This window comes from Proteus cibi (genome assembly GCF_003144405.1).
Classification (GTDB): Bacteria; Pseudomonadota; Gammaproteobacteria; order Enterobacterales; family Enterobacteriaceae; genus Proteus; species Proteus cibi.
Genome location: NZ_PENW01000010.1, coordinates 189,431 through 208,903, shown reverse-complemented (window position 1 = coordinate 208,903; position 19,473 = coordinate 189,431). Strand labels below are relative to the sequence as shown.

At 35.7% G+C, this 19,473-nt stretch carries 20 protein-coding genes and 1 pseudogene; 13 read left to right on the top strand and 8 right to left on the bottom strand.

Annotation, left to right across the window (positions count from 1 at the left end; translation table 11 throughout):
- The first annotated feature begins 2 nt into the window (after positions 1-2).
- The 10 genes and pseudogenes from DK865_RS06655 to DK865_RS06605 all read left to right on the top strand — a co-directional run bounded on the left by DK865_RS06655 (position 3) and on the right by DK865_RS06605 (position 6,570).
- Positions 3-491: a phage baseplate protein gene (locus DK865_RS06655; protein WP_109391491.1), complete on the top strand. Its 489-nt coding sequence runs from the start codon at positions 3-5 to the stop codon at positions 489-491.
- Between the two features lie 12 nt (positions 492-503).
- Positions 504-824 carry a phage baseplate plug family protein gene (locus tag DK865_RS06650; RefSeq protein WP_109391490.1) on the top strand — a complete coding sequence of 107 codons (321 nt, stop codon included), beginning with the start codon at positions 504-506 and terminating at the stop codon, positions 822-824.
- Entirely contained in the window at positions 793-1,605 is an 813-nt protein-coding gene (locus DK865_RS06645; protein ID WP_109391489.1) for a baseplate hub protein, read from the top strand. The genes DK865_RS06650 and DK865_RS06645 overlap by 32 nt, the downstream gene beginning before the upstream one ends.
- A 2-nt stretch (positions 1,606-1,607) precedes the next feature.
- Positions 1,608-2,300: a Gp138 family membrane-puncturing spike protein gene (locus DK865_RS06640; RefSeq protein WP_109391488.1), complete on the top strand. Its 693-nt coding sequence runs from the start codon at positions 1,608-1,610 to the stop codon at positions 2,298-2,300.
- Positions 2,297-2,641, top strand: a complete 345-nt coding sequence (locus tag DK865_RS06635; RefSeq protein WP_109391487.1) for a hypothetical protein — start codon at positions 2,297-2,299, stop codon at positions 2,639-2,641. The genes DK865_RS06640 and DK865_RS06635 overlap by 4 nt, the downstream gene beginning before the upstream one ends.
- The gene (locus DK865_RS06630; protein ID WP_109391486.1) at positions 2,634-3,821 is read left to right on the top strand and encodes a baseplate J/gp47 family protein; all 1,188 of its coding nucleotides are present in this window, start codon (positions 2,634-2,636) and stop codon (positions 3,819-3,821) included. The genes DK865_RS06635 and DK865_RS06630 overlap by 8 nt, the downstream gene beginning before the upstream one ends.
- A complete protein-coding gene (locus DK865_RS06625; RefSeq protein WP_109391485.1) occupies positions 3,818-4,474 on the top strand; it encodes a DUF2612 domain-containing protein in 657 nt (218 codons plus the stop codon). The genes DK865_RS06630 and DK865_RS06625 overlap by 4 nt, the downstream gene beginning before the upstream one ends.
- Before the next feature lie 5 nt (positions 4,475-4,479).
- A pseudogene (locus DK865_RS18730) lies at positions 4,480-4,851 on the top strand (hypothetical protein); the annotation flags it as partial.
- Positions 4,825-6,084 (top strand): pyocin knob domain-containing protein, encoded by a 1,260-nt coding sequence (locus tag DK865_RS18805; RefSeq protein WP_407681495.1) that lies wholly within the window; start codon positions 4,825-4,827, stop codon positions 6,082-6,084. The pseudogene DK865_RS18730 and the gene DK865_RS18805, both read left to right, overlap by 27 nt.
- Positions 6,085-6,153: 69 nt before the next feature.
- Positions 6,154-6,570 carry a GNAT family N-acetyltransferase gene (locus tag DK865_RS06605; RefSeq protein ID WP_023581760.1) on the top strand — a complete coding sequence of 139 codons (417 nt, stop codon included), beginning with the start codon at positions 6,154-6,156 and terminating at the stop codon, positions 6,568-6,570.
- Positions 6,571-6,633: 63 nt separating this feature from the next.
- Here the strand turns inward: DK865_RS06605 and DK865_RS06600 are convergent, their stop codons facing one another.
- Both DK865_RS06600 and DK865_RS06595 read right to left on the bottom strand, forming a co-directional pair.
- Positions 6,634-7,548, bottom strand: a complete 915-nt coding sequence (locus DK865_RS06600; RefSeq protein ID WP_023581761.1) for a helix-turn-helix domain-containing protein — start codon at positions 7,546-7,548, stop codon at positions 6,634-6,636.
- Between the two features lie 376 nt (positions 7,549-7,924).
- Positions 7,925-8,104: a GhoT/OrtT family toxin gene (locus DK865_RS06595; RefSeq protein ID WP_036912664.1), complete on the bottom strand. Its 180-nt coding sequence runs from the start codon at positions 8,102-8,104 to the stop codon at positions 7,925-7,927.
- A gap of 699 nt (positions 8,105-8,803) precedes the next feature.
- Between DK865_RS06595 and DK865_RS06590 the strand changes: the two genes are divergently transcribed.
- Entirely contained in the window at positions 8,804-9,346 is a 543-nt protein-coding gene (locus DK865_RS06590; RefSeq protein ID WP_109391484.1) for a DUF924 family protein, read from the top strand.
- Between the two features lie 76 nt (positions 9,347-9,422).
- Here the strand turns inward: DK865_RS06590 and DK865_RS06585 are convergent, their stop codons facing one another.
- The 4 genes from DK865_RS06585 to DK865_RS06570 form a co-directional block, all read right to left on the bottom strand.
- Positions 9,423-10,199 (bottom strand): dimethyl sulfoxide reductase anchor subunit family protein, encoded by a 777-nt coding sequence (locus DK865_RS06585; protein WP_109391483.1) that lies wholly within the window; start codon positions 10,197-10,199, stop codon positions 9,423-9,425.
- Between the two features lie 3 nt (positions 10,200-10,202).
- Complete coding sequence (locus DK865_RS06580; RefSeq protein ID WP_023581764.1) at positions 10,203-10,820, bottom strand: DMSO/selenate family reductase complex B subunit; 618 nt, start codon at positions 10,818-10,820, stop codon at positions 10,203-10,205.
- Between the two features lie 11 nt (positions 10,821-10,831).
- Positions 10,832-13,264 carry a DMSO/selenate family reductase complex A subunit gene (locus DK865_RS06575; RefSeq protein ID WP_023581765.1) on the bottom strand — a complete coding sequence of 811 codons (2,433 nt, stop codon included), beginning with the start codon at positions 13,262-13,264 and terminating at the stop codon, positions 10,832-10,834.
- Between the two features lie 359 nt (positions 13,265-13,623).
- Positions 13,624-14,880: a mechanosensitive ion channel family protein gene (locus DK865_RS06570; protein WP_109391482.1), complete on the bottom strand. Its 1,257-nt coding sequence runs from the start codon at positions 14,878-14,880 to the stop codon at positions 13,624-13,626.
- A 598-nt stretch (positions 14,881-15,478) separates the two neighbouring features.
- Between DK865_RS06570 and DK865_RS06565 the strand changes: the two genes are divergently transcribed.
- Positions 15,479-17,101, top strand: coding sequence for a hypothetical protein (locus DK865_RS06565; protein WP_109391481.1), 1,623 nt, complete (start codon positions 15,479-15,481; stop codon positions 17,099-17,101).
- A 91-nt stretch (positions 17,102-17,192) separates the two neighbouring features.
- Here DK865_RS06565 and DK865_RS06560 read toward each other — a convergent pair whose 3' ends face one another.
- Positions 17,193-17,771: an HdeD family acid-resistance protein gene (locus DK865_RS06560; protein WP_109391480.1), complete on the bottom strand. Its 579-nt coding sequence runs from the start codon at positions 17,769-17,771 to the stop codon at positions 17,193-17,195.
- A 191-nt stretch (positions 17,772-17,962) separates the two neighbouring features.
- Between DK865_RS06560 and DK865_RS06555 the strand changes: the two genes are divergently transcribed.
- The gene (locus DK865_RS06555) at positions 17,963-18,817 is read left to right on the top strand and encodes a D-amino-acid transaminase (RefSeq protein WP_109391479.1); all 855 of its coding nucleotides are present in this window, start codon (positions 17,963-17,965) and stop codon (positions 18,815-18,817) included.
- Between the two features lie 93 nt (positions 18,818-18,910).
- Here the strand turns inward: DK865_RS06555 and DK865_RS06550 are convergent, their stop codons facing one another.
- Entirely contained in the window at positions 18,911-19,471 is a 561-nt protein-coding gene (locus tag DK865_RS06550) for a helix-turn-helix domain-containing protein (protein WP_036912670.1), read from the bottom strand.
- Positions 19,472-19,473 lie beyond the last annotated feature (2 nt).

Sequence of the window (19,473 nt, the reverse complement as noted above, 5' to 3'; positions counted from 1 at the left end):
TTATGATAACTGAAGTTAGAATTTTTGATTTAGAGTCATTTGTAACGCTATTTGATAGCGTTAATCTGACTAAAGTCTCAGTTACTGATAGTCATCAAGCCATTAAATTTGCGATTGAAAATGGTGAAAATCGTAGCGACCACGTTGTTATTAATCCTATTAGTATTGGTGTCGATTTACTATTAACGGGCGATATTGCACATCGCTATTCTATTATAAAACAGCTTTATGACGAACATACGCTGGTGGGCATTCAAACTAGAGTTAGAACCTATCAACCTATGTTGTTAGAAAGTCTGACTCATGATGAAGATCCTGCAAAAGTGGATGCAATGGAATTAAAACTTAAATTTATAGAATGGAAAACAATAGAGCCTGAATATAATAAAAAATCCCCTAAATCGACTAAAAAACCAAAACAAACTTCGACAGTCAATCGTGGAAATATCAAAAGTAAAAAATCAACACGAGCAGGAAAAAACGAAAAATAGGAGATAGACAAAATGCAAGAAATTCCATTACAAGCTATTCCTAATCAACAATTTTCTGTTGAAATATCGGGCGTTGATTGGATATTTACGCTAAAAGTCGCTAATCAAACGATGTTTTGTGATATTGAGCGAGACGGTGAAGTGCTGATGACAGGTATTCGTCTGGTTGCTAATACACCGATTATTCCTTACCGCTATTTAAACCAAGGGATTAATTTAATTTTTCTCACAGAAAATGATGCTTTACCGTGGTATGAGGAATTTACAAAAACACAATCATTAGTGTATTGGAGTAATGAAGATGGATCTTCGACGAATAAGGGTGGGTATTGAGGTCGGAGAAAGGCTTCAATGGTATGAAGGATTACGCATATCAGCAGGAGGAAAAAAATATGCAAATCCATTACAAAACGAATGTAAAGTTGCTATTACAGGGCTTAATGCCGAGACAAGAGATTATTTACTGACGGAAACCAGCCCTTATAATAAAAATAAACAAGTTCGGCGGCTTTATTTAGAAGTTGGTCGAATTAACACTGGTGTGTTTTCGCTTTTTGTTGGCGATATTGTCAGTGCAGAAATAGATTCTCCTCCGAATGTCACCGTAACGTTATCGGCAAAAACTAGTCATCATTGTTCTGGAAAAATTATTTCCTCTAGTGGTGGCGCAATGCAAAAATTAAGTGAAATTGCATTAGCCATTGCTAATGATTGTGGTGTGAAATTAGATTTTCAGGCGACCGATAAGAATATTGCAAATTGGTATTATTGTGGCTCTGCATTACATCAAATAGAGCGTTTACAAGAGTCAGGAAATGTTAAAGCTTTTATTGATGATGATACGCTATTCGTAAAAGATGACGATAAAGCATTAAAAAATCGATTTCGTATTTTGAATATGAATTCGGGCATGATCGGCATTCCCAAAGCCACAGAGAGTGGATTAACGGTGAGCTATCTTATTGATAGTACTTCTGAATTAGGTGGAATGCTCCGCCTTGATAGCAAATTAAATACCTCACTAAATGGTGATTACATTATTGAGCAGCTTGAGTTTAAAGTTGCTTCACATGATGCCGATTTCACCTATACCGCAACGTGTAAACGAGCCTAATTATGAGCAAACCTAATAATGATATTGCCAGTGTTGGTTCATTGGCAGGCGCTTTTTCGTCAGCATTTCGCCATTTAATGATGAATACAGATGATATGTTACCCGCAACGGTAATTAATTATGATGAGCAGACAAATAGAGCCATGATCAAACCGTTAGTCATGATGTTGACTACCGATGATGAAAAAATCTCTCGAGCTCCTGTTGCTAATATTCCCGTGTTTCGCTTTGGTGGCGGTGGATTTTTTATTAGAGCCCCCATTAAACCAGGTGATTTTGGCTGGTTAAAAGCGAGTGATCGCGATATTAGCCTTATTTTTCAACGTGGAGGTTTAGAAGATCAACCCAATACAACGCGATTACATTCGTTTAGCGATGCGATGTTTTTTCCTGACACGATCAAAGGATGGGCAATTGATGGGAAGAACATTGATGCCTTGGTTATTCAATCAATGGATGGCTCAGTCTGTTTTTCTCTTCATAACGATAAAGTGGTATTAGAAACGCCAAAGTATGAAATTAAGTCGCCTGAAACGATATTTACCGGCAATGTTACTGTTAATGGCAACTACGCTGTAAATGGTAATAGCGATTCACAAGGTGGGCTGATGCGCCATAACGGAAAAGATATCGGCTCAACACATACTCATAGTGGGGTGCAAGCAGGAAAAGACAATACAGGGAGTCCAATATGAGGACATTTTCAATAAACCAGCAGAATGATTTTGCGATAGGTGCTGATGGTAATCTCCAAATTTGTGACAACGATGAAGCCGTAAAAAATCTTTGTCAGCATTTTATTAAAGCGGTGCGTGGTGAAATGCTACATAAAAAAGATAAAGGTATTCCTTATTGGTCAGCAACCTTTAGCCGACAAGTTGATCTTCCTTTATTTGAAATGGCGTTTCGACAACGGATTGCTGAAATAGAGGAAGTTGTCTCTATCACCTATTTCCATGCTTTTCTAGAAGAGGGAATATTGAAATATCAGGCAGATATACGCACGATATATGGAGGATTTACATTGAATGGCTGACTATCGTTATATTAATAATAAAGGAGTGATTGTGCCAGATACATCGACGTTACGAAATAACGTCGAAGATGAATTTCGTACTGTATTTGGTCAATCTATTAATTTATCGCCAGAAACCCCACAAGGGGTATTGGCAACCATGGAAATTGAAAATAGAGATGCGATTGTTCGTAATAATGCTGAACTGGCAAATCAAATAAACCCAGATATTGCGGGGGGCATTTTTCTCGATGCAATATGGGCGTTAATGGGCGGAGAGCGTATTAATGCCACACATTCCTATTTAAGTCATGTCGAGTTTACGGGTATTCCCGGTACTATTATTCCTAAAGGCTCTCAGGCAATTACAATAACGGGGGCTGTTTTTGAAACGTTAACACCATTAATTATCGCTAATAATGGAAAAATTAAAGGTGATATGCGAGCCAAAGAATATGGTCCTATTACTTGTGGTATTGGGCAATTAAATAAAGTAGCAAGTTCTGTATTAGGATGGGAAAAAGTGAATAACTTAACCCATGCTGTTGTTGGTCGTCATGCTGAGTCAGATATAAAGGCAAGGCGTCGGCGTAAACAAACACTAGCTAAAAATACAGTCAGTGTTGCAGACGCGATAACTTCTTCATTATATGAATTAGAGGGTGTTAATTCTCTCTCTTTTCGTGAAAATTTTAATGATAACGCATTAATTGTTGATGGTATTTCATTATTACCGCATAGCATTTATGTCTGTGTAGAAGGTGGAGATAGCCATGAAATTGCGAAATCATTATTAAGAACAAAAACAATAGGTGCTGCATTTAATGGTGATATTGAAATAAAGGTAATAGAGCCAGCAAGTGGTCAGGAATATCCTATTAAGTTCTCTCGACCGAAAGAAATACCTGTGTTTTGCCGTGTTTCGGTAAAGAAATCCAATATTGATGCTCAAACCATTATTCCTAATGCATTAGAGAAATGGGTACAGGGTGAAATAGAAGGTGATAATGGGCTGGTGGTTGGGCGAGACGTTTCTCCTTTTGAAATTTCAGCTGCGGTTAATGCGGTTGAGCCTCATTTATTTGTCACTAAAGTTGAGCTTTCAACAGATGGAAAGAATTGGAATGTTGCATTAATTCCTATTGGTCTTAATCAGATTGCCCGATTACCAAAAGGGGCGGTACAAGTGGTGATCGTATGAATATTCAAGAATTTGATTTTCATTCTGATCTACTCAAAGCGATCCTCTGGCAATATGAAAATGCAGATAAGCTAAAAGCATTAGCGCATTTAAAAGCGGCTTACTTTCATCAATCTACAGTTTCATTCTGGCAAAACTGGTATCGAGATGTCTTTAATATTGATACAGCTAACGACTTTGGTTTATCCGTATGGTCACGTATTTTAGATGTGCCTTTAGGGATAGATATTCCACCGAGTGATAAAAATAAAATAGGGTTTGGTTTTGGTAAAAAGAAAACTAATTTTAAGGCAAACTTTCGACGAAATGCTGATTACACTCTATCGCTGACGTTAGATCAAAAAAGAATGTTGGTGAGAATGCGTTATTTCAATCTCACTCAAAGCCCTACCGTAACTAATATTAATGAATTTCTTAAACGTTTCTTCTGGCGTGAAGATAGCAAAGTCTTTGTGCTTGATCCTTTTGATATGACGTATATGTATTACGTTTTTAATTTTAATCCAGATGAACGTTTACGCCTTTTATTAGAGAACTTCGACTTAATGCCGCGTCCTTCTGGCGTGGGTGTCAAATATCGCATCATAACCAAAAAAGCGTTTGGTTATGGTCAATATCGTAAAAACTTTCTGAAGAGTAATTTCGGAGAATAATTCCTATGACTAAAATATTTAAAACCCCCTTTGCAACACAAGGGGATAAAACCGTTGTGCCTGTAGAAATCCAATCTGATGGTTCTGTGTCTTATACACAAGGTTATGGTTATGATTATGAGCGTGACCAAGTGACTGATCCAGCAGCAAAAGATATTGAACGTGAAAAAATGAATAGCTTATTTCACGATATCACCGAATCTATTGGCGAAATGCAATTACAGGGTTTTGCAAAATGGTCTGAAGCGGGCAAGCCTTACCCAATGCGTAGTGTGGTTTATCATAAGAATAAAGCTTGGCAGTCTAAAATAGAAAATAATAATGTCGAGCCAGTTGCAGGTAATGCCTGGATTGAATTAAAAGCGGATATTACCGCCAATGAAGTTGGTGCTTATTCTAAAGGTGATGCAGATAAACGCTTTCAACCCGTAGGTAAATATCAGGCTGAAGGTCACAGTTATTCTAAAGCGGAAACAGATACCAAATATCAACCCAAAGGAAATTATGCACCCGCTGGAAACTACGCGAATAAAGGGGATAGTTACACAAAAGCAGAATCAGAGGGTAAATTTCAGCCAAAAGGAAGTTATCAACCGTCTGGAAATTATGCAACTAAAGGTGAAAGCTATACTAAAGCAGAATCGGATAGTAAATATCAGGGAAAAGGAAATTACCAAGCAGCAGGTTATAGTTACTCAAAATCTGAAGCGGATAATAAATATCAAGCGAAAGGTAATTATGTTGCTACCACGCGTAAAGTTAATGATAAGCCATTAAGTGGTGATGTGACGATAACCTCGCAAGATATTTTTAATGGTCAAGCTATTTCAATTGGCGCTAATCAAAACTTAAATAACTATAAAACGGCGGGTATCTATTTTCAGCCAGCAAATGCAAATGCGACTACAAATTTAAATTACCCAGAAGCCATGGCGGGTACGTTAATTGTTTTAAAAAATGCGGGTATTACTCAGCTTTATTATGTTTATAACACGAGCCGTATTTATTCTCGTAGCCAGTACGGTACTGGAGGTTTTACACCATGGGCGAAAGAGTTTAATAGTCAAAATAAACCGACCGCAGGTGATGTGGGGGCGTATTCAAAAGGTGAGTCTGATGGAAAATATCAACCGAAAGGAAATTATCTAGCATCGGGTTATAGTTATTCTAAGGGCGAATCGGATGGAAAATATCAGCCAAAAGGGAATTATTTAACATCGGGGTATAGTTATTCAAAAGGTGAATCTGATAATAAGTATCAGCCAAAAGGGAATTATGCCATTGCTGGGAGTAGTTACACTAAAGCAGAAAGTGATAACCGATTCGCAAAATATAAAGTAACTGGTTGGAAGGAGCTATATAACGGTGATTGGCTAAGTGATAATGGTGTTAATATAAATGAAGATATTCGAGGAAAAATAGTATGGGTTGATCTAGGTGGTAGTCAGTGGACTTCATTTATAATGCCCCCTGTTGATAATATTCCAATGTGGTGTGGTCACTCTGATAATAACTGGTGTACGTTCAAAACATCTAACAATGGTAAACGAATACATCGTGCTTTTGGTAAGGGAAACACAGGAATAGTCAGAGTTTTTGTTGCTAGTTAATTAACTTTAATATTAAATTTTGTTCTTCTAGCTATTAATATTTCTCAATAGTAGTAAGACTAAGAAACCATGAAAATCACTCCTGCCACATACCATCACCTATCTGCGCTTATTGAGTTAGATACCTATGCTCAACAGAACGCCTCACGTATTGATGAAATTAAAGCTTGGCTTGATAGCCAAGCTGTTTACCTTCTTGAGAGTAATGCGGAAGTGGTGGGATATGGTGTTATTCATCATCACTTTTTTAATAACCCATTTATTGAACTTGTGATGATAGATAAGAAGTATCGCCAGAAAGGTTATGGAAAATGCCTGATTACTTATTTTCAGGAAAATACGCAAGGAGATAAGCTATTTACATCAACCAATAAATCTAATCATGCAATGCGAAATATGTTAATTCAGTCAGGTTTTATTGAAAGTGGTTGCATTGAAAACCTTGATGAAAACGATCCTGAAATTATTTATTGTTTTATTAAGTAAAAATAATTTCTTATAGCGTATTAGACGAAAAAACCATCTAGAAATAGATGGTTTTTAACAAAATTATTTTATCTTATTTTTATCATTTAGCTCAATTTCGATCGGAATATAATAATTCACATCTTTCACTAAAGGAATCGGTTTGTAAGCTAGGTTAGAAACGGGATATTCTTCTTTAAAAATATATTCCTCAATATCCGGTGATCCTTTTTTTCTAGGTATATTTAACTTTCTAAGTAAAATACCATATATATTATAGATAATATCTTTATACTCTAATGTGAGTAATTTTTCAGGGATTGTGAATTTAAGGTATTTGGCATTCTCAATATGTGCTCTATGCAAAAATTGTGTATTATGTATTTCAGGTTTATTTTCCATCATAGTTGCATATTTTATCGTTAATTCATTATTTTTCTTAGATAAAATATTGTGTAAAGCATAAACCCGCTCATGTTTGTAGAGTGCATGTTGAAAGAACACTTTCCAGTACTCTTCTCGTGATTTTTCTGTACTAAAATTCCAATCGATTGCATTGGCTTTATAGGTATGATCTATTCCCGTTAAAGAGAGAGAATCAATAGTAACGATTTCAATATCTAAATTAAAACCACTAAATTTTCTTAATGGCAATGTAAAGCCATGAGCTTGCCAATTTTCTTTTCTACGGTAATTATAGGGCGTCATATTAAATAGCTTTTTAAACGCTCTAGAGAAAGTTTGTTGCGAATCAAAACGGTATTTTAACGCAATATCAAGTAGTGGCGTTCTTTGTAAGCGTAATTCAACAGCAGCACAAGAAAGTCGTCTTGCTCGAATATAAGACGCTAATGTCAATCCTGTTTGCTCTTTAAACATGCGTTGAAGATGCCATTTGGAATATCCTGATTTTTGTGAAACATTCTCAAGTTTTAGATCTTTCTCTAAATTTTCTTCAATCCAATAGATAATATCTGTAATGACATTTTCACTAAACATATTCTAGCTCTAATTAAAAAATTATTATTGGTGATAGTAAATAATACGCGTATCAGACCAATTTACATAAGATACTGTAATGAAATTAAGTTTGATTGTAAATTTATAAAAATATTTACTCTAAAATTAGCGTTTAAAGCGATGCTCTATTTCGATAAGTTTAATATTAATTATAACATGCTGATATTACTTGATAAGGTTGTAATCGACTGAGTAAAATAACGAGCAATTAGATATTCTTTTTTAGATAAAATCTAAGCTAAAAGTGTTATTTTTGCAAATCCATGAATATATTTATTTAAGAATGAAACTATAAATAGCTATTATTCTAATTTAATAGAATATAACTACTTTTATTAAGTTGAAATTGAAAAAATTAGCTAAAAATAGAGAAGATAAGTGCCATAGGAAAGCTAAGAGGCCAAGTTAAGGCGATTAATAATGCACTTAAAAGTCGCATGGCTAGGCTAGGATCTTTGGTTAAAAAGAAAGTAATAATAAACGATATTACAGCTCCAATAAGGTAGCTTATTCCAATAATAGAGATAGCAGACATAACAGATCATTCAGTAAATAGACTGCGACAATTGTACTCCAAAATTGTTAAAGAAACAGAGGAATAGGGCAAACTTTTCAATAAATGTCATGACTAATGTGTGAATTTTAAACATTCATCTCACTTTTGATCTCTAGTTTCTTCAATGGGTAATCACACAAGATAATAACAAGGTTAAAGTCAATAAATCAAAAAAATAAAATGTAATAGATTGATTTAATTTATTATTTATAACAATCTTTATTGTCTCAAAATGAATTTCTATAAAAAATAGAACAGAGTGGTATAGATCTTTTTTAGTGGTTCCACTATAAAAATTAACATTTTTAAATGCTGATTTTTAAGGCAGGATAGTGATGAAGAGATAACGTTGATGTTTGTAAAATGTACAGGCTAATTCTATTACATCATGATATCGACAGAATGTAATAAATGGAGTCAATGCCATTTTATACATACTTGTAGATAAATTGGCTTATGGATGGCGCGACTTAATGGATTTAAGCGTTAGCTAGGAAGCATTTAAAATCCCCTTTCAAGATTGGAAAGGGGATTTATTTTATGTTCATTTCGGATAGGGGTTAATAGCCGTTGCGATATTAAAATGGTAACTTATTAAAGTAGTAACCCGTCAATGACGTTTATTTTGATGAAAATAAACGCTGTTTTGATTAATAAACAACTAGCGTGGTAGTTTTTATGATCCCTTATCAATCAACTTTGACGTTTTGGTTTGAAGAATGTACACCAGAGCAATGGTTTAAAAAAGATCCTCAGTTTGATAAAGAAATTAACCATAGATTTGGTGAATTATGTTTAAGCGCGAGTCGTGGCGAGTTGGCATCATGGAGAGATACGATAGAAGGGCGCTTAGCTGAGGTCATTATTCTTGATCAGTTCTCACGTAATATTTGGCGAGATACGCCAAAAGCCTTTGCCCAAGATAATATAGCATTAATCTTAGCGCAAGAAGCTATCCGGTTACCTGAATATCTGACATTAACACCGGTTAAACGTAAGTTTATGATCATGCCATTTATGCATTCAGAATCGCCTAAAATTCATCAAGATGCGGTTATTTTGTTTTCTCAGCTTAATGATGAAAATACTTATCAATATGAATTAAGACACAAAGAAATTATTGATAAATATGGTCGCTATCCTCATCGTAATGAAATTTTAGGACGAACATCCACACCAGAAGAATTAAATTTTTTACAACAACCTGGCTCTTCATTCTAAAAAAAATGCATACCTTTTTTTCGGGTATGCATTTTGTTTCTTTTCTATGGCGGATTAATCAGCCATAACATCAAGATTACATCGTAATATGCCATAAATTATAGAAGGCGATACGACCGGATAATTCGGCAATGATGACCGCAGCAGCACATGTTGCTAACGTCATTTTTGATGCTTGCGCTTTTACTGCAGTAAATCCTACGATAACCACGCCTAATGCTAAGACAGCTAATTGGAATCCCCAAAAGAGAGATTGATCAGCGCTGAGTTCTGGACCTGTAAAACCAAGGAAGCTGACATAACCAGAGCGAGTAGCAAAAGTAATAATGGCACCGATAATAAAGGACAATGCACCTAAACGTCTTGCACCTGTTGCCATTGCTAAGACACCACCACCTACTAACAGTGTCATCCAGAATTGCAATGTGGTGTAGCCTGTATTCCAGTTAGCAATTGTAGGAATATGATAAACTTGCGGAATAGACCAAACAAATGCTAGACCAAAAACAACGGTAAATAGGTTACAAATTTCACGTAAGCCTTTCCATTTTTTCATTACAGTGAGTGCGACAGTGGCAAAAGCAAAACCTGTAAACACACCACTTAAAAACGCTTCGTTACTCATTGGAGAACGACCAACGCCTAAAAGCATATTGAAAAAACGCAGTGGCTGCCCAACGTGTAATCCACCAATACCTAAGCCAACTAATGTTAAAATCAGGGCTAAAATATTCGCATTACGTAGTTGGTTTTCATCAATTTGACCTAATTTTTTACTGATATAAGCAATAAGAAACAGACCAGCTGCTGACGAACCTAAAACAGTAAAAAAGACTAGAGGAAGTTCATGCATGGTTTATACCTCCGCCGCATTTTGAACTGAGCCGGTTTTATCACCAGAAGGTTTCGCTTCTTTGTGTGCTTTGATCACGATATTTGGATTGGTCAAACTAGGATCAGGCATTGGTGCGATACCACATTCAGTACCATGTTTTGCTCTGATCACTTCAATATCATCAAAATCAAGCGCACGTTGAGGACAAGACTCAACACAAACCGGTTTCATGCCTTGTGCTACACGTTCGTAGCAACCATCACACTTAGACATGAGTTTTTTCTTCTCATCGAATTGTGGTGCACCATACGGGCAACGTAATTCGCAATAACGGCAACCCACACAAATATCTTGGTTAACAACCACTAAACCATCTTCTTCGCGTTTATGCATAGCGCCAGTTGGACAACCGGCAACGCAAGTCGGGTTTGAACAATGGTTACAAGAAATGGATAAATAATAACTATAGATATTTTGTGTCCAGATCCCGTCTTGTTTTGCCCAGCTACCACCACCGTATTCATAAACACGGCGGAATTTAGGGCCTAAATCTAAATCTTTTTCATCCTTGCAACTGACTTGACAGGTTTTACAGCCAGTGCATTTAGTGGAGTCAAAATAAAAACCATATTGCTTCATGAGTTAACTCCTTATGCACGTTTCACTTCAACAAGGTTTGTATGTTGTGGATTTCCTTTAGCAAACGGCGATGGGTGCCAGCTTGTTAATGTATTAATACATCCACCGGTATCTACACCTGTTGTATCAAGTGAACGCCATGCACCTTGCGGTACTGCAATCACACCAGGTAATACACGATCGGTTACTTTGACGAGAATATTTAAACGGCCACGAGCATTATAAATCTCAGCAATATCGCCAGATTTTAATCCGCGTTCAGCCGCATCAATTGGGTTTAACCAGAATTGATGAGGGATAGCTTCACGTAACATAGCAACGTTATAGTAACTTGAGTGAACGTGACCTTTATCGTGGAAACCCGTCATTTGCAGAGGGAATTTCTCTTTAAGCTTAACGTTTTCAACACCTTCTTCATTCTTACAATATTCTGGAATTGCAGGGATACGGTCGCCTTCGGGTAAAACCCAGCCTTCAGTATCTTGCATCAGTTTTTCAGAATAAATTTCAATCTTACCTGACGCTGTTTTCAATGGATTAGCGATAGGATCTTGACGGAATGCCTCAAGTGCAACGTATTGATTACGGTTAGGTAATTTACGATCGATAATTCCTACATCATTAGTTTCTGCAAATGTAGGCAGTGCTGGGTTTTTCTCACGCATTTGGTTATAGCAATATTCAATCCACTCTTCATAAGTACGTCCTTCAGTGAATTGCTCTTTGGTACCCATCTTTTCTGCAATATCGGTTAAGACATCATAGCAAGGGCGGTTTTCCCAAAGTGGTTTAATCGCATTTTGTAAACGGACAACATAGTGGTAAGCACCACTTGCGTAAGAGTTATTGATAAGATCGTTTGTCTCAACGGTTGTCACATCTGGCAGTAAGATATCAGCGTATTTTGCAGAGGGGGTCATGTGGTTATCCCACACTAAAATAAACTCACATTTTGATTCATCTTGCAGTAAATCATGCGTTTTATTCAAGTCAGCGTGTTGGTTACCAATCACGTTACTGGAATAACACCACATAAATTTAATACCCGTATCGAGTTTATCTTTATTTCTGACACCTGCATTTTTGCTGGTCAGTTGATCACCACGAGCAATTGCTTCAGACCACATAAATGTTGGGATCAAGGTCTTAACTGGGTTAGGCAGAGCAAAACTGGCAACTGGATAAGCAACGTTACCCCCCCAACAGCCTGTATTTGTACCAGGGCGACCAATATGACCTGACATTAATGGTAGCATCATAATCGCACGACATGCTTGCTCACCATTTGAAGTACGTTGAATACCCCAACCTTGAGAGATCCACGCAGCTCTTGCACCACCAATTTCACGTGCTAATTGGATAATACGTGCAACAGAAATACCGGTTAATTTACTTGCCCACTCAGGTGTTTTTGCAATGCCATCAGGGCCATTACCTAAAATGTAATCTTTATAAGAGCCATTTTCAGGTGCTGATGCCGGTAATGTTTGTTTATCCCAACCGACACAATATTCGCGTAAGAAATCTTCATCGGTGATGCCTTCTTGGATCATCACATAGCCTAATGCAGCGACTAACGCAGCATCAGTACCTGGATAAATTGGTATCCATTCGGCACCTAATGTTGTCACACTGTCGGTACGACGAGGGTCAATAATGATAACTTTACTTTTGCTCTTATCTAACGCATTTAACGTTTCATAGAACTGACCACCACCAGACATACGTGTTTCAGCGAGGTTATGACCAAACATCACAACTAAGTCTGAATTCTCAATTTCTGTTAATAGTGATTCCAGCATGTCACCATAAACATAAGGCACAATACCGGTTAATTGAGAGTATGAATAAGTACCATAGTCACTTAAAAAACCACCAACAGTACTTAATAATCGTTTACAAGCAGTACGGCCGTGTAAGTTTGCACCTGTAGAGCCTGTACCATATTGGTAATAAATAGACTCATTACCGTATTTTTCGATGGTATATTTTAATTTTTCCGCGATGATTGAAGTGGCTTCATCCCAAGAAATACGCTCAAATTTACCTTCACCACGTTTACCAACACGTTTCATTGGGTATTTTAAACGATCGGGGTTATAGGTTTTCCAGCGTACAGAACGACCGCGTAGACATGGGCGAATTTGGTGAAGACCAAATGTTGAATCGTCATACATCGTTTCATTAGAAATACGACGAATAACGCCATCTTTCACATGCACTTTTAATGGACAACGGCTACCACAGTTCACTAAACATGCACTGTATTTGATGGTTTCAGAAGTCTCATCAGGACGAATACCCTGGGGATTTTGAGCATTAGCAGCGAATGGTAATGAAACCGTTCCTGCAACAGCAGCTGCGCCAGAAATAACGGCTGCAGACTGAATGAATCCACGCCGACTCATTTCAGTAATAGAAGTATTATTTTTAATTTTTGACATTGACATTACCCTAACATTTTTTACAACAAGTAAAGTTGTATATATATGTTAAGTTATAACCCCTCTACCTATAATGATTTATATCAATATAAAAAATGTTAATAACGTTATATAAAAAAATAATTATTAAACAAATGGTTACAATTTCTGATTAATACCACTTTAGTGGTAAATGAAATATCAAATAAATAGGTATTAACAATCGTTCGATATATATAAAATAATATAACGATATTTATTAATAATAGAGAAAAACAAGATTGTTAACATGATAACAAAATAAGAGATTAAAAATATTTGTTAATAAGAAAAGTAAAAAAGAAGAATTATTCTTCTTTTTTACTTAATACTAAATTAATTTATTGTGGATTATTTTTATCAGGAAACCTGAGTGCTCTGACATCATTTCCTGTTGGAGATTGGTGAACCCTTAAGCCAAATTGAGGCAAAATAGCAAAGATATGATCAAATATATCTGATTGAATTGCCTCGTATTGAACCCAAACGGTGGTGTTCGTAAAGGCGTAAATTTCAATGGGAAGCCCATCCGAGGTTGGTGCTAATTGTCTTACCATAATCGTCATTTGCTGATGAACATGAGGATGATTTTTTAAGTAAGCTTCAACATACGCACGGAAAGTTCCAATATTGGTCATGCCTCGTTGATTTAATGGTGTTTGACATTCATTGCCTAAGGTTGCATTGAATTGATTAATTTCACTTTCCTTATTTTTTATATAAGGGGCCAACAAGTGAGCTTTTTCTAGATCATCAAGTTGTTTTTTATCTAAAAAATGGATGCTGTTAATATCAAGAGCAAGACTTCGTTTAATACGACGTCCTCCTGATTTTGTCATTGCTTGCCAGTTTTTAAAGGAATCTGAAATGAGAGAATAAGTTGGAATAGTCGTTACCGTATTATCCCAATTACGCACTTTAACGGTTGTTAAACTAATATCAATGACGGCGCCATCAGCACCATATTTAGGCATTTCTAACCAGTCACCAAGGCTTATCATGTTGTTTGCTGATAACTGAATACCGGCAACTAATCCCATAATAGGATCTTTAAACACCAACATTAATACCGCCGTCATGGCGCCTAGACCACTGAGTAAAATAAGGGGTGATTTACCAATAAGTAGGGAAATAATCATTATCCCAATCAGCACAGAGGCGGCGAGTTTTAAGCTTTGAAAAATACCTTTTAAGGGTAATCGACCAAATGAGGATGAATTTCTCATGATCTGCATGCAGAGATCCATAATAGAGAAAAGCATCAATAAGCCAAAAATTAAGCACCACGCTTGCGCGCTGGTGGTGAGAATTTCTTGTGTTTTACCTGATCCCATCCACACCAGCGCTTGGATATTAACAACAACGCCTTGGATTAAAAAAGCAAAACGGCTAAATAGTTTATTTATTTCTAGAGAAAGCTGCCATTTCTGGTCGTACTGATTTATTGCTTTGGAAATTTTAGGTAAGACTAACTTGTGCAAAATAAAATGAAGAATGATTGCGACAAGAAAAATAATGGCTAAAACGAGTAGGAGAGAAGCGACTTGGGCATACTCCTCATTGAATTGACGTATCCATGTAAGCAGTTGCTGCTGCATAAAATATCCTCATAGTTAATCTAGGTTGTTTATTCAGAGTACAGAAAAGAGAACTTAGTTCAAGGAGGTGAATTTTTTGTTACGAAAAAGGAGGGGGGAAATGAAATGGTAAATAAGCGTAGCAGCGTGAATAAAAGCCAGAAATAGTCTTTTGTGCGATGAGGGCGCTATTTCTGGCTTTATGCTGTATTTTATTTTAAATCAAATAATTACAGTAAACGAGTTGATGATAATTTTACAACAACTTGGTGCAGGTTAGTAATAAAAGAAGTCATTGATTTCATATTAAGTATCCTATTAATAAAATGTGATTCATGTCACAAATATTTTCTGAGATTGATTTTAATCACATTTCCATAACAGTCAATAGCTTTATGCAAAAATATTTTAAATTTTAAATTATTTTTTATTGCGCAGTTGTTTTTTGCGCAATGGACCATACTGAGTGCAATAAGGTATTCGTTTATCTTATTGTTTATAAGGAGTTTTTTTGTTTTCTTTGTTAACAATGCTTAGTTGCCTTTTTTCTATTGTGATTTTCACTCGATTTTTTTACTTTAAGCTAAACATGGAATCGGAACAGAAAGGAAATCACTCAATGAATATCGAGACAAAAGAAGAACGTTTACAAAAAATTTTACAAGGTGAGAAAGATGCAATAGCACCGACACCACCTGTTTATGATGCTCATGCTCAAGTCGTCATTGATCCTAATGTGGAAATTAAATTCAATCAGATAAAATCATCTCCTGATGATCCTGATAATGAAGTCAAAATGAATCGAGTTATCAAATATGAGGTGGTTGTTACGGGAATTAATCTACGTTTGGCTGAATGGCGTACCAGTCCGAAAGGTATTTTAATTTTGCCAAATAACAAAGATGTCTACATTACGATAGTGGATGACAGTAAAACAGAGATCTCTTTAACGGGTAATCGAAGTGGTGTGGCATCATTACAATTGATCTTAAAAGATGAAGATGATGAAAATACGGTTTATTACGCAACGCCAATACAAATTCGTGTTACTCCACCTAAAACCAATCCTAACACCGACTGTTCAGCGTCTAATTGTGAAAAATTTGATGACTTGTTGACAATACGTTCAGAATCTATGCAATGGCCAAGTCAGTGGGAAAGTGTGTCTAAAAGTTTTGTGGTGCATCTGCAAGATAAAGAAGGGGAAGATGTTCAAAATAAAGAAATCAAATTAACTTACGATGTAGAGAATAGTACATTAGCTGTTGAGCCAGATATTTATAATGCCGATGGCGAGAAAAGTAATATTGGTAAAACGAACAAATACGGTATTGCAAATTTTAAAGTCAAATTTAAAAAGAGTGAACCTAAACAAATTGCTATATTCCATGCTGAAACTGAAAATAGCGAAGATCCAACGAAGCCAATTAAATCACGAGATTATTATGTTGAAATGACAACGGAGAAATTACCTTCTCCTAAAGTGCCTGCAACATTAAATGGTATTCTCAGCTATCATAGTGAAAATTATTGCGTTAACGCAAACCTAATTTTAGGTCGTGATATTAGTGAAAGCACACAAGTTGGATTTTATTTTAATGATCAACTTAAGATGTTGCCATGCACTGATAAATCAGCCGTTTCTGTGAGATTAGAAAATCAATCATTAACAAATGGTATTCATTATATTTCTTTCTTTACAGTTGATATCTTCGATAATATCTGTTTTTCTCGACGTGAGCGTATTATTGTTGATAACTCTTTAACGGGGGAATGCAGCAAGCAAATTAAGAATATTGCGCCAAAACCTTGTATTAGTGTCACTATTCCTCAGATTTGCGATCGCTACTTTAATTCTGTCAATATTAGACTTGTTCCTTCTTTATGTTTACAAATTAAAAACCGTGTAGCGCAAATGAATATCCAAAAAATGGTTATCATCTTTAATGGTTATTCTAAGATAAATAGCAGTGAAAGAACGTTGGTATATCGTTCAACATTAGAAATTTATGCCGATGATCCTCGTTTAGGGAATTTCTTGCACGATACAACACCTAATAATGATCCTATTAATATGGTTGAAATTGTTGAACCTGCATTAGAGAGTATTTTGGCGGATGCGTTACCTAATATTGAAGTAGGGCAACTCGGTATTCAGGTGATGGTCTTTGAAAAAACGGGAAATTGCTACTTGTGTGGAGAAAATATGTATACGGTATCTCTGCGTTTACCTTGTGCTTAATATTAATCTATTCTGTTTTCTACTTAAGAGCCACTTTATGTGGCTCTTAGTCTATATAAAATCAATAAGGTGATTATCACTGAGTAGTCAATTAACGAGTCATTCGTTTTATCGCACTGGTTATTGATAACAGGGTGATAGAGCTCAAAATAAGTTGTATACCAATTAACGCCATGACAAGTGCCACTGAAGTTTCAGGACCAAAAGCAAGTAAGAAATAGGCAATGACTAAATCTAAAAATCCAACCAAGATATTAAACCAGCCATAAAAATTATCTTTGATCTGTTTAAAGCCTATATTTAGGCGCAGTATACCCGCAAATATAAACAAAAAACCGATAAAAAAGGCGAGACTAAGCATACCTTTTAGTGGATCAGTGACAAAAATATAACCAAGCAGAAGATAAATAAAACCCGCTAATAGCGTAATCAACATTGACCAACCAGAAGAAACTTGAGCATTAAAACCACCAATAATGCTGGATATCGCACAGGCAAAAAAGACAACACCAAGTAATACACTGATTACAATGCCAGAAGAAAGAGGGTTAATTATGCAGATAAAACCTGCAATAAAACCCAATGTAGCAATAATAGTCATTAAAGTGCATTGTTTTTTAACCAGTTTCTCTGTTAGCTGAGATAAATTGTTTTTATTAATATCTAACATAGCCACCTCTTATCCTTATATTTGGTACATAAGTTAAATTATAGCAATTTTTGCTTATATAACATGACTGAGTTACATAAAACTATAATTAAAAAAAGGTAAGAGTGGGGGAGCATCTTTAAAATAGAAAACTGAAGGAGTAAGGTAGTGGATTAAGATAAATTGTTAATAAAATTTATAACGGAGGTAAAATGTCTGATATTGTGTATTTAAACAGTCACTTTGTACCTAAAGAGCAGGCTAAAATATCTGTTTTTGACCGTGGTTTTTTATTTGCAGATGCCGTTTATGAAGTTACTGCTGTTATTGATGGTCAGCTCATTGATTTTAATGAACATTTTCAACGCTTACAGCGTTCATGCAAAGAATTAGGTTTGTCACTTCCCATTACCAAAGAGTTGTTAATTGATGTCCATCATCAACTTATCGAAAAGAATAATCTTCATGAAGGGCTCATTTATTTACAAATAACACGAGGTGCCGATTCCTCTCGTTTTTTTGATTTTCCATCTTTATCTGTCCCCTCCACAATCGTTGCTTTTGTACAACATTCAACAGTAGTTAATCATCCTAATGCAAAAAAAGGAATTTCAGTAATTAGTGTTGAAGATATTCGCTGGCAACGTTGTGATATTAAAACAGTATCATTATTAGCAGCATGTTTAGCAAAACATCATGCACATCAGCAGGGTGCTGACGATGCTATTTTAATTAAAGATGGCTATATAACAGAAGGCAGTTCAAGTAACTTTTTTATTGTTAATCATGATAATGAAATTATTACACGACCACTGAGCCAAGATATTTTACCTGGTATTACACGCCAAGCGATTATTCAATTAGCACAAGAAAAAGGGCTTAAAATAACAGAACGCCAATTTACACTTGATGAAGCAAAAAAAGCACAAGAAGCTTTTATTAGCTCTGCAACTACCTTAATTTGGCCCGTTATTTCAATTGATAATGAAGATATAAATCAGGGAGTTGTTGGGCATTTATCTCAACGATTACGAGAGATCTATCTTGATAAAGCACTTAAAAAATAATTAACTAGACAGATGTTTTTTATCAAATTTATCGCACTGCTTTCATATTTTTATTGCAATATAGCAGTGCGGTAAATTTATCATTTTATTGCGTTAATTATGATGCTCAATAATCATAACAGCAGTTGTATCAGGCTCTAAAGCTCGTAATACATGAGTGACATCACCGGGATAGCAAATATAATCACCGGGTTGTAATTCTTGCTGATTATCTAAAGTTCCCACCATTGCACTACCACTAATAATAATAATATGTTCAGTGACATTCTTGCTGTGAGGATCAGAAACTCTATCTTTGCCCGGCTGTGCAATGACAGTGTATATATCGCGTTTTGCACCTACAGGGCAGGAAGAAAGTAAAAAAGCATGATAATACGCTTTTTCTGCACTAATTTTAAAACCATCACCTTTACGGATCACCTTAACTTCAGGTTGTGGCGCTGAAATAAGTTGAGAAAAAGGGATATTTAACGCAACACAAATAGCCCAAAGTGTTTCAATACTTGGATTTCCTTGTCCTGCTTCTAATTGAGATAATGTTGATTTTGCAACACCCGCTCGTCTTGCTATTTCAGCAAGAGAAAGACCTGCTTTTTTTCTTTCTCTAGCCAGTGCTTGAGAAATAATTTCAATAGGCGCACAAGGCGATGGCATCA

Coding starts and splice junctions, on each gene's coding strand:
- DK865_RS06570 (WP_109391482.1), bottom strand. CDS start 14,880: ATGCAGCAGCAACTGCTTACATGGATACGTCAATTCAATGAGGAGTAT.
- DK865_RS06640 (WP_109391488.1), top strand. CDS start 1,608: ATGAGCAAACCTAATAATGATATTGCCAGTGTTGGTTCATTGGCAGGC.
- DK865_RS06575 (WP_023581765.1), bottom strand. CDS start 13,264: ATGTCAAAAATTAAAAATAATACTTCTATTACTGAAATGAGTCGGCGT.
- DK865_RS06560 (WP_109391480.1), bottom strand. CDS start 17,771: ATGTTAGATATTAATAAAAACAATTTATCTCAGCTAACAGAGAAACTG.
- DK865_RS06605 (WP_023581760.1), top strand. CDS start 6,154: ATGAAAATCACTCCTGCCACATACCATCACCTATCTGCGCTTATTGAG.
- DK865_RS06645 (WP_109391489.1), top strand. CDS start 793: ATGGATCTTCGACGAATAAGGGTGGGTATTGAGGTCGGAGAAAGGCTT.
- DK865_RS06580 (WP_023581764.1), bottom strand. CDS start 10,820: ATGAAGCAATATGGTTTTTATTTTGACTCCACTAAATGCACTGGCTGT.
- DK865_RS06550 (WP_036912670.1), bottom strand. CDS start 19,471: ATGCCATCGCCTTGTGCGCCTATTGAAATTATTTCTCAAGCACTGGCT.
- DK865_RS06630 (WP_109391486.1), top strand. CDS start 2,634: ATGGCTGACTATCGTTATATTAATAATAAAGGAGTGATTGTGCCAGAT.
- DK865_RS06590 (WP_109391484.1), top strand. CDS start 8,804: ATGATCCCTTATCAATCAACTTTGACGTTTTGGTTTGAAGAATGTACA.
- DK865_RS06655 (WP_109391491.1), top strand. CDS start 3: ATGATAACTGAAGTTAGAATTTTTGATTTAGAGTCATTTGTAACGCTA.
- DK865_RS06625 (WP_109391485.1), top strand. CDS start 3,818: ATGAATATTCAAGAATTTGATTTTCATTCTGATCTACTCAAAGCGATC.
- DK865_RS06555 (WP_109391479.1), top strand. CDS start 17,963: ATGTCTGATATTGTGTATTTAAACAGTCACTTTGTACCTAAAGAGCAG.
- DK865_RS06650 (WP_109391490.1), top strand. CDS start 504: ATGCAAGAAATTCCATTACAAGCTATTCCTAATCAACAATTTTCTGTT.
- DK865_RS06565 (WP_109391481.1), top strand. CDS start 15,479: ATGAATATCGAGACAAAAGAAGAACGTTTACAAAAAATTTTACAAGGT.
- DK865_RS06635 (WP_109391487.1), top strand. CDS start 2,297: ATGAGGACATTTTCAATAAACCAGCAGAATGATTTTGCGATAGGTGCT.
- DK865_RS06585 (WP_109391483.1), bottom strand. CDS start 10,199: ATGCATGAACTTCCTCTAGTCTTTTTTACTGTTTTAGGTTCGTCAGCA.
- DK865_RS06600 (WP_023581761.1), bottom strand. CDS start 7,548: ATGTTTAGTGAAAATGTCATTACAGATATTATCTATTGGATTGAAGAA.
- DK865_RS06595 (WP_036912664.1), bottom strand. CDS start 8,104: ATGTCTGCTATCTCTATTATTGGAATAAGCTACCTTATTGGAGCTGTA.